At 65.6% G+C, this 7,867-nt stretch carries 9 protein-coding genes; 4 read left to right on the top strand and 5 right to left on the bottom strand.

Annotated features, from left to right (window positions below; all coding sequences use genetic code 11):
- Window positions 1–193, bottom strand: a 193-nt coding sequence (locus tag Q8W71_RS31845; protein WP_305524274.1) for a transposase, incomplete at its 3' end; no start/stop codon positions are given.
- Between the two features lie 181 nt (window positions 194–374).
- Here Q8W71_RS31845 and Q8W71_RS31840 point away from each other — a divergent pair.
- Genes Q8W71_RS31840 through Q8W71_RS31830 form a run of 3 tightly spaced genes read left to right on the top strand, consistent with a single transcriptional unit; the run spans window position 375 to window position 2,671 of the window.
- Window positions 375–761, top strand: a complete 387-nt coding sequence (locus Q8W71_RS31840; protein ID WP_305529350.1) for a sensor histidine kinase — start codon at window positions 375–377, stop codon at window positions 759–761.
- On the top strand, window positions 758–1,852 hold the full coding sequence (locus tag Q8W71_RS31835) for a hypothetical protein (RefSeq protein WP_305529349.1): 1,095 nt from the start codon (window positions 758–760) through the stop codon (window positions 1,850–1,852). The genes Q8W71_RS31840 and Q8W71_RS31835 overlap by 4 nt, the downstream gene beginning before the upstream one ends.
- Before the next feature lie 3 nt (window positions 1,853–1,855).
- Window positions 1,856–2,671 carry a hypothetical protein gene (locus Q8W71_RS31830; RefSeq protein ID WP_305529348.1) on the top strand — a complete coding sequence of 272 codons (816 nt, stop codon included), beginning with the start codon at window positions 1,856–1,858 and terminating at the stop codon, window positions 2,669–2,671.
- A 329-nt stretch (window positions 2,672–3,000) separates the two neighbouring features.
- Here Q8W71_RS31830 and Q8W71_RS31825 read toward each other — a convergent pair whose 3' ends face one another.
- The gene (locus Q8W71_RS31825) at window positions 3,001–3,240 is read right to left on the bottom strand and encodes a helix-turn-helix domain-containing protein (protein WP_305529347.1); all 240 of its coding nucleotides are present in this window, start codon (window positions 3,238–3,240) and stop codon (window positions 3,001–3,003) included.
- A gap of 108 nt (window positions 3,241–3,348) precedes the next feature.
- Here Q8W71_RS31825 and Q8W71_RS31820 point away from each other — a divergent pair, with 108 nt between their 5' ends.
- A complete protein-coding gene (locus Q8W71_RS31820) occupies window positions 3,349–4,173 on the top strand; it encodes a hypothetical protein (protein ID WP_305529346.1) in 825 nt (274 codons plus the stop codon).
- 18 nt (window positions 4,174–4,191) lie between these two features.
- On the opposite strand, the gene Q8W71_RS31815 is transcribed toward Q8W71_RS31820, so the two are convergent.
- The 3 genes from Q8W71_RS31815 to Q8W71_RS31805 form a co-directional block, all read right to left on the bottom strand.
- Window positions 4,192–4,689 (bottom strand): hypothetical protein, encoded by a 498-nt coding sequence (locus Q8W71_RS31815; RefSeq protein WP_305529345.1) that lies wholly within the window; start codon window positions 4,687–4,689, stop codon window positions 4,192–4,194.
- Window positions 4,690–4,918: 229 nt separating this feature from the next.
- Window positions 4,919–6,160, bottom strand: coding sequence for a site-specific integrase (locus Q8W71_RS31810; protein ID WP_305529344.1), 1,242 nt, complete (start codon window positions 6,158–6,160; stop codon window positions 4,919–4,921).
- Between the two features lie 805 nt (window positions 6,161–6,965).
- The gene (locus Q8W71_RS31805; protein WP_305529343.1) at window positions 6,966–7,709 is read right to left on the bottom strand and encodes a hypothetical protein; all 744 of its coding nucleotides are present in this window, start codon (window positions 7,707–7,709) and stop codon (window positions 6,966–6,968) included.
- Window positions 7,710–7,867 lie beyond the last annotated feature (158 nt).

Here is a 7,867-nt window from a genome sequence, read left to right as displayed (position 1 = left end):
CCACCGCCGCCCGCTGTTCAGCCAGGACCGCGCGGCGCCAGCGAAACAGCAGGCTGGAATGCAGCCCGTGCCGGCGTGCCACCGCCGAGGCCGACGTGCCCGGCTCGTCCGCCTCGGCCAGGATCGCCCGCTTCTGCTCCGGCGACCACGCCCGGCGCGTGCCGGCGACCACGACGTGCGAGGGAGAAGTCATAGATCCAGACCCAGGGCCGATACAGCGCCATCCGACGCCAGCACCTGTATCCAGAGCGCGCCACTACCCGCGCAAGGCAGCCGTCACCGAGCGCTTACGTCTAACGCAGGTTAAGCGCCTGTTCGCGCAATACGCCGAGGACCGGCGCATTTCCATAGACATAGGCGTCGAGGCGGAGGTTATGGCGCCATTGGTCCCAGTCTCGCTCTACAACGGTATCGCGCAGAACCTACTCACGAACGCGCTCAAAGCGGTTACGGCCTCTACCGACGAAGAAAGGCGGACCATCGCGATGCGTGCCTGGAATACCAGCAATCGGCATTATCTCCAGGTGTCAGACACGGGGGTCGGCATACCGGGACCCATCCGAAAATACGTTTTCGATCCACTCTTCACGACGACCGAGGCCCGCAACGATCCGCTCGGTTCGGGCATGGGTCTCGGTCTCGCGCTGGTCAAGCGGGGCGCCGCGGCCTTCGGGGGAGTCGCGCAACTCACCAATCCGCCGCCGGGTTTTACTACCTGCGTAGAAGTGCAGTTCCCGCTGGGCGCCGACGGCCAACAATGACAGGAACCCAAGCACCCGCAGCAGGACGGATCCTGCTAGTCGACGACGATGAGAACCAGCTGAAGACCCTCGCCGCTGAGGTCACGGCTGCCCTCGACGGCGAGGTGGCCGGCAGCGTAACCACTTGGCTCCCGGACCGGACCGACGACGTCGAGAGGCAATTCTCCGAACTCGCGCAGGGCGCGACGCTGGTTGTGACGGACTACGACCTGACTCGGGGCCAATCAGGTTTCTTCGGGGTGAGCATCGTCGCTTGGTGCCAGCGCGCTGCGATCCCGGTGGGTGACTACTCGCGGGGCAATGCCACAAACCTGCCCGCGCCCCCGAACCTATTTGGCTTCAGATTCCCGCCCGAGACAGATGAGGCCGCTAGGGAAATTAAGGCAGTGTACGGGGGGTTCAGGGAGATCGACCGGGCGTTGGAAGACCGACCATCATTGCTGGAGATGCCTAGCCCGGCAAGCATGCTCGCCGACATGTTGGGCCATCCTTCTGCAGTCACTCAATTCTCTCTCTATATGCCGCCGATCGGGGCGTACGGCGGCTTGGCCGATCGTCTTCGGGCGACGCGGGGCCAGAGTGCCGGGAAGGAACGGAGGGTGCTTTGGACCTACGTCCTCGGGCACGTCCTGTTCAACTTCATCATGCGCTACCCTGGCCCAATCTTGGACGTGCACGCGCTTTGCTCATACCTGGCCGTTAGCGACGACGAGGCCGATCGTATCAAGCCGTTGTTCGATGGAGCGCAGTACGAGGGGCCGTTCTCGACCCTTCGGCCATCCTTCTGGCGGGATCGGATCGACGATATGGTCGAGACTTGGGCGCTGGAGAGCGAGCTTGACTACACCGGCCACCTGCCCTCCTACCGGCGGGCTCTTGTCGAGGAGAAGCTCGGCGCCGCCCTGGGTCGCTATCCGTGCCCTCGGTGCGAAGGGGACCGCGGCGGGTTTCGCTGCCCCTTTACCAAGGCGACGGTTTGCGAGCGGGACGACTGCTCCGTTGGATCGAGCGGGTGGATACCTCAGGGAGCCGACCTCAGCCGCGTGGAGAGGACGTTCTTCGACGAAACCTCGCCTATGCTCGGGAGCTGACGCGTGGGCAACGGTAGCCTCGTGCCTCTAGTGACGAGGAAGGTCCAAGGGGCGTGGAACAGCCTTCAGACGGAGCTCAAAAAGTTAGGCGGCGACGTCAGGCCGAAAAGCTTCGCAGACGTCTTCGAGTACGTTCCCGAGGATGGCGGCGTGCTCGTTCGGGTGCGGCCGGTCTCATTCTGGCTCAAGGAAAAGGCTGCGAATCGAGACTGCTCCTTGTACGTGACCGTCACCGGGACAATGCTGTTCTCCGACGGCTGCACTGACGCGAGCATGCTTGCTGCGGGCTTCGGTACCCAGGTTGGCTACTTCCGCGCTCGTGGGGCAGATCGACTCGAGCATGTCTTCGGCATCCACTACGACCACGACGACGAGTTAATGGCGCATCCGGTTTACCACTCACAGATGTCGTCGATGGCTGGGTTCGTGAGCGAGATTAATGCTTCACATCACACGCGATACGGCGAGATCGCTGAAGCAGATGATCTTGTCCGGGGCTTGCTTCGGAACGTCCGCGTGCCAACCGCGCATATGGATGTGTTCTCCGTTTTCCTGCAGATACTTGGTGACCATCTTGTGAGCGATGCTGACGAGACCAGCCCGCAAAAGGGCCACATGGGGAAGGCTGCGCGAGCAAACCCTGAGACTTCAAAGCAGTCCGACGCGGTCACCTCGAAGAAAGAAGCGCTGGCCGCGCTGGAGCGCTTGCGGCGGTCTATGTCGTTTTGCCGAAGCTCGCCGTTAGCGGCCGCCCGTTTGAACGCCGCAGCTACCTCGAATTGCTTTCGGTCCTACCACTGGTACGCACAGTCGAATTGAGTAGCTGAGCCGGTAGCCTGAGCGGAAGCCCCTACCCCTCACCGGCATCCTGCGCGCGCTGCACCAGGATTTCCGCGGCGCCGAGCCCGTCCGGGAGGTGTCGCGAACCTGATCTGCAGCGGCAGATTTCCTCGTGGGCTGCATCCCCAACACCCGGCAAAGGTATAGCACTGCCGCCGCGTCCAGCGCGCTCCGGTTGGCGTTAGGCCGGGGTATCTTCTCGTGCCCCCCGCCCCGTCTTGCAGCCCTTGGTTCATCCGGCGGCACGACGATGCACCCTCCCGCAGACGGCTGCCCCCATTCGCCCGACCAATAAACGCCGTTCTCCTTCAGCCCACGTCCTGTGCGGCCGATTGGACGATTGCGTGTAGGTCGGCGTTTAACATCCGGCAGATCATGGCAAACTCGACGAAGTCGAGCCGACGCTCGCCCTGCTCGTACTTTGACACGAACGACTGCGGCCGGCCGAGCCGCCCTGCCAATTCAACCTGCGTCACGCCGGCCGCCCTTCGCGCCTCGATCAGGAGACTGAGCGCTCGCCGGTACGCATCGGGGAAGAGCGAGGACAACAGGGATCGCCAGCCAGACAGCCAGCGATCCAGAAAAACCCGATTTCGGATAAACCCAACTTAGGATATCTGCGCGAGATTCGCCGCCTCCCAGCGAGCGAGGCCGCCATGAAGGACCAGTACGTCGGCGACATCAACGACTATCGGAAGTACGCCATCCTCCGAACCCTGACGGGCGACGGCGGGTTCAGGGCAGGGGTCTGCTGGATGCGGACCCCGCCGGATGGCCGCAGCGACGGCCGGATGATCGAGTACCTCGCCAAGCCTGAGGCATGGCGGTCCTTCGACCCACCCCTGTTCGATCTCCTGAAGGAGGCGTCGCGCCTCCCAGACTGGCGACGGCTCGCGCTGATCGAGGAGAGCGGTGCAATCCCCGGCGCCGTCTACCAAAATGACGTGGTGCCGTCCGGCCTCGCGCCTCGCGCCGCTTACCTCGCTGAGTCCATGCGAACGCTGAGCGGCTGCGATCTCGTCTTCTTCGACCCGGACAACGGACTGGACGTGCCATCGGTCGGGCCGAGCCAGCGGGACGCACCGAAGTTCGTGTACTTGGCGGAGGTAGCCGCCGCATACGATGCCGGCCACTCGGTGTTGTTCTATCAGCACTTTCCCCGCGTCCCGCGCGACGCGTTCGTCGACCGTGTCTCGGACCGTTTGAAACGCCAGATGCCCGCCGCCGCGCAGTGGGTGTTCCGAACGGCGCACGTGGCCTTCTTCCTGCTGGCGAGACCGGAGCATGCCGCGGCCATCGCGACGAGAATCGCGGCTGGCAGCGCGCTCTGGACCGACCGTTTCATCACGGTTGGCAAGCTCGACGCCGGAGCGTCTGATTCTGACAGGGCTGATTGCCCGAATGACATATCTCTCACCACCATCCCGGTCGCAGCGTCCGCGTCCGGACCGACGGAAACGGCCATGCCGGTGTTGGGGTAACGCCGTTCGGCGCCCGCATCACGCCGCTGCTGCGTCCCCCGCCCGCGCCGCGGCGCTCTCGGCCTCGGCGCGGGCCTCCCCGGCCGCCTCGCTGCCCGGGGCGGCGGCCTCTGCGGCCTCGGCGTGGCGCGCGGCGGCGGCCGCGTGGTGCTTGGCTGCGGCGGCGTGGGCGTCGCGCGGGTCCTCGCCGTCCTTGGCCTGCCGCACCGCCTCGTTCGCCTCGTGGCCCGCGTCACGCGCCGCGGCCACCATCTCGCTCGCCGCCTCGGTCGCCTCGGCGGCCGTGTCGGTCTGCGTGGCGGCATCGGCACTGGCGTTCTCCGCGTCCTGCTGCTGGTTCGGATCGGTGTCCTCGTCCGGGTCGCGGGCCTCGCTGTGCATCTCGGCGGCCAGCGCGTGCGCGTCAGCGGCGGCAGCGTGCTGGCGGGCGGCCTCGGCGTGGGCGGCGGCGACACTGAGATCCATCAGTTTGGCCCCGGCGGTCGTGATGGTCTCGATGCGGAGGCTGATGGTCATCGCGGAGGTCCTCTGTCGCGGCTCTATCGCCAAAATAGAAAACCATGCACGATAGACAGGAACAATTATTCTGTCGTCAACGCAGTTAACGTCGGGATAAATTGTGCCATGTCGAAGATTACTGCGCCAGTACTTAGAGCATGATCGGCGCTGTGGCTGCCTGCACCGGCACTCCCCCCGGCGCGCAAGGGTGGACGACAATAGAGGCTATGCGCGCGAAAAGCCTCCGCTATGCGGCGAAGGCCCGGTCGATCGCGAGCGAGGCGACTTCGCCACCCCGAACGGCCTGCGTGTAATGGCTCAGCGTGACCGCAGGACTCTTGTGACCAGCGATCTTTGCCACGAGACCAACTTCGATACCCTGGGCCTGGAGGATCGAGATGAAGGCGTGGCGGGCCGAGTGCGGCGTGACGTAAGGGACACCTGCGCGCTTCAGCAGCGGCGCCCACATCCGAGTCCGGAAGTTGGCGTACAGCAGGATCCCACCACCTCCGATCCGTGGCAGCGGCCACGCCTGACGCGCCCCGAGACCCGGGAAGACCCGGTGAGGATCACCCTCGCGCCGTGGGCAGGTCTCGCGCCACGCGACCAGCAGGGCGCGCAGGCGCGCCGAGATCGGCACGTCCCGTCGCCCCGCGTCGGTCTTCGTGACCTCGCTCTGCCGGCCGTCCATCTCCTGCATCCGCCGGATCCGGATGACGTTTCGCTCGAGATCGACGTCCTCCCACAGCAGGGCGAGCATCTCGCTGGGCCGCGTCCCGGCGAGGAACGGGAACGCGACGTAGATGCCGCGCTCGGGATCGGCCTCGGCGACCGCGAGAACCGCCGAGATCTGTGCCGGCGTCAGGATGGCCTTGCGCAAGCACGGAGCGGCCTTCAGCCGGGTCGGCATGTTGGGTGGCCGGATGCCGAGATCCTCCGCCGCAAGAGCCAGCGCACCAGCAAGGTACTTCTTCGCCCGGGCCGCACTCGACGGGCCGACCTCTCGGGCGAGGAGCTTGTGCCAGGATCTGATTTCGGCGGTGGAGAGATGGTTCACCTTGACCTTGCCCAGCATGGGCGCGAGGGAGGCGCCCTTCGGCACGAGGCCGGTCTCGGTGTGGGCGCGACGCTGGGCGGGCGTTGCCCCGACCAGGATCGGCCCGGTAACGTAGCGCGCGCCCTGCTCGTAGCCGAAGAGCGTGCGACCCTTCACGTCGCCGCGGCGGCCGTCCAGCCAGCGGGCGACGGCGTCAGCGACGGTGATGGCCTCACGGTCGGGCATGTAGGCGCGCGCTTCGACGGCGGCCTGGATCTCATTCCGCTTTGCGATAGCTTCCTTCTGGCGCTCAAAGAACAACTGGACGCGTCCGTTGGTCTTTGGATCGACAAAATTGAGGACCCAGCGGGTGTTCACGACGACTTCGCCGGAGCGGAGCTTGCGCTTCCGGTCGCGCTTGGTCAGCGAGATGTTAAATGGCTTGGAGGACATAAGACGCACTCTACGAGACGTTTGAAAAGAAAAACATGCGGTTGCATACGGGACAATAGATCGGTCGATTGATCAGTTAATCCGCTGTCATAGACAAACATCGCGTAGATTCACGCGGACAAACTCGAAGTGATGTCGAATGTAACCACCGACGTGACCGCGAACGTGGATCGGGTGGCCTGGATGTCATCAAATACAGCCGGCGGTATTTAGAGCATCGAGAGAATACAGCAGGTTGAGGCCCGCGGCCCGGGACGCAACGCCCACACAGCGGTAGATCGCGTTTGGCAGGACGCAGGACAGGACGGACGGCACAGGATAGGGGGAGAGAGGGAGGGATGTGCGGTAGGTGGCGCGGCACCCGCCGAGCGCACCCCTCCCTGGGTCCATCGGACCGTCCGTCCCGTCCCGGCGTCCCAACCGTCTGCCCTTGCCGGCTGAGCGGTTCGACCCGCCGACCAGGACGCCGGACAGGACGGACGGCATTAGATAGGGGGAGAGGGGGGGTGGTATGCGGTGATCGGTGCGCCGGCCACACGCGCGCACACCCCCTTCCCCTATCTCCCGTGCTGTCCGTCCCGTCCTGCGTCCTTTGCTCCACCCTGCATCGCGATGATGGTCCACTCCGTGGCCAGCCGCCCTCGTCGTTGCAGGACGCCGGACGGGTGGACGACGCGAGAGACGGGGAGAGGGGTACTCGCGCCCGCGGTCCGCTGCCTGCGGCGCCACGTACCTTCCCCGCCCCGTCCTCGACGTACCGTATGACCCGCCCCGCTTCACACACTACCTCGGCCGCGTGCGCTGATCAGAAGTCGGGCGTCCCTTTCGGGAGTTTGATGTCGCCCTTCGGCTCGATCGGCTCGATCGGCGCCTCGGTCGGGTCGGGCAGGATGTCGAACCTGACACCGATCGCCCGAGCCTTGCTCTTGATGTTGCTGAAGTAGATCGGGTTGACCGGCGAGAACGCACCCTCGTACTTGCGGATCGCATGCATCCAACCTCCCTGCTCCCACTTCGTCCGCTCGAAGATCTTGTTGATCCCCGGCGCACCCCGCGCCAGGAAGAACCCAGGTTCGTTCCCGAACACGCTCATCGTGATGTCGAGGCTGGCGAGGATCCGCGCGCTGGGGCTCTCGTCCCTCGCGTTCTTCTCGATCCAGTCGCGGCGCTCGCGGGCGATCCACTGCCCGAGCGAGCTGTCGCCGATCGGGTGCGCAAGGAGGTGGTGCAGCGCTTCGAGGGAGTCATCGCGGCTAACCTCCTCAGCGTGCTCGGCTGTGGTCGCCGCGAACTCTGCGACCTCCGCGACGACCTCGTCCGTCGTCGGGACGCGCCCGTGCAGGGCTGCGAACCCAGCGCCGAGCAGCGTGGCGATGTTCGTCCGAAGACGCGCATCCATCCCAGGCATCTCGGCCTCGAAAGCTAGGCGGGCGGGCGCGATCAACAGCGCCTTCGAGGCCATGTACGCGCACCACCGCGGCCCGGCGTCGGCGAAGTAGGCCAGATCGGCGGTGATGCGGCGCGCCGCCTCCTGGTCGTTCTCGTGCATGACCAGCTCGAACAGCAGGATGCGGGTCGCGTGCAGCGCGACAATCAGGATGAGGCCAGCGCGTCAATCAAGGTGAGAGGAACGCCGATCTGATGATGGAGGGAGGGCGGAGCCCGACCGGAGGCATCAGATCGGCGTCGGCGTGACCCCAAGGGGCA

Origin of the sequence: Methylobacterium amylolyticum, assembly GCF_030700245.1 — a bacterium.
Classification (GTDB): domain Bacteria; phylum Pseudomonadota; class Alphaproteobacteria; order Rhizobiales; family Beijerinckiaceae; genus Methylobacterium.
The sequence above is the reverse complement of the archived record's forward strand: the minus strand, read 5'-3'. Positions and strand labels throughout refer to the sequence as shown.

Bases quoted from the DNA above. Each gene is read 5' to 3' on its own strand.
- Q8W71_RS31840 (WP_305529350.1), top strand. From the start codon at position 375: ATGGCGCCATTGGTCCCAGTCTCGCTCTACAACGGTATCGCGCAGAAC.
- Q8W71_RS31810 (WP_305529344.1), bottom strand. From the start codon at position 6,160: ATGTCCTCCAAGCCATTTAACATCTCGCTGACCAAGCGCGACCGGAAG.
- Q8W71_RS31835 (WP_305529349.1), top strand. From the start codon at position 758: ATGACAGGAACCCAAGCACCCGCAGCAGGACGGATCCTGCTAGTCGAC.
- Q8W71_RS31815 (WP_305529345.1), bottom strand. From the start codon at position 4,689: ATGACCATCAGCCTCCGCATCGAGACCATCACGACCGCCGGGGCCAAA.
- Q8W71_RS31805 (WP_305529343.1), bottom strand. From the start codon at position 7,709: ATGCACGAGAACGACCAGGAGGCGGCGCGCCGCATCACCGCCGATCTG.
- Q8W71_RS31820 (WP_305529346.1), top strand. From the start codon at position 3,349: ATGAAGGACCAGTACGTCGGCGACATCAACGACTATCGGAAGTACGCC.